This window comes from Streptomyces sp. CO7 (genome assembly GCF_053474865.1).
In genome coordinates this window covers 1,185,272-1,186,270 of sequence record NZ_JBRIOU010000004.1, presented here as the reverse complement: position 1 = coordinate 1,186,270, position 999 = coordinate 1,185,272, and the positions used below count along the sequence as shown (strand labels likewise).

1 pseudogene is annotated in these 999 nt (G+C 76.7%); it reads left to right on the top strand.

Annotated features, from left to right (window positions below):
- A pseudogene (locus ACOV8S_RS18300) lies at positions 1–502 on the top strand (acetoin utilization protein AcuC); the annotation flags it as partial.
- Positions 503–999: the final 497 nt, after the last annotated feature.

The following is a 999-nucleotide window of genomic DNA, read 5'->3' as shown; positions in this document are numbered from 1 at the left end:
GACGGGGGACGCGGGGTGGCTGCGGGCGTTCGACTCGGTGGTGCCGGAGCTGCTGGAGGAGTTCCGGCCGCAGGTGCTGGTCACGCAGCACGGGGCCGACACGCACTTCGAGGACCCGCTGGCGCATCTGGCGGTCTCGCTGGACGCGCAGCACGCGGTGCAGGCGGCCTGTCACGGGCTGGCGCACGCGCACGCGGACGGGCGGTGGATCGCGCTCGGGGGTGGGGGCTACGAGGTGGTCGACGTGGTGCCGCGCTCGTGGGCGCACCTGGTCGCCGTGGCGGCGGGGCGGCCGGTGGCGCCGGAGACGCTGGTGCCGGAGGGGTGGCGGCAGGAGGTGTACGCGTTGACCCGGCAGGCGGGGCCTCGGCGGATGACGGATGGGCGGTGGCCGGTGACGTTCCGGTCGTGGGGGGACGGGTACGACCCGGCGGACCGGTTGGATCAGGCGATTCTCGCCACGCGCAAGGCGGTGTTCCCCCTGCGGGGGCTGATGCCGTGATCCTTCGCGGTTCCTTCCGGGAGTGCGGACGTCGCCTCGCGTGGCGGTGAGGCCGGCCCGGTCCTGCCAGCCTTGAGGCGCGGTCCGTGCCAGCTCCGCCCTCGCGGTCCTGGGCCGTCCGCGCCCCGCCCCCGCCCTCTGCGGGCAATCGTGCCGCTGGGCGGCACGGGTGGGCGCAGGCCTCGCGTCCTCGCGAGACGGTTCGCTTCACGTGACGTGAGCCCTTCCGGGAAGGGGGCGGGTCGGGGGATCGAACGGTGCTGTCCGCCTGAGCTGGACCCTGCGTCGCGTTGAGGTGCGGGTGCCGTGCGTACGGTGCCGTCTGCTTGCGCGGGGTGGGGGAGCCGCTCGCCGCGGAGGCTGGGGCCCTGCGCCCGCCCGTGCCGCCCCCTGGGCGGCCCAGCCGCCCGCAGGGGTGGAGGTGAGGGCGGCGCTCTGCGGCTCAGCCGCCCCGACGCCGGCGCGGCGGGCGTATGGCGCGTGGCGGGAACGGGGGC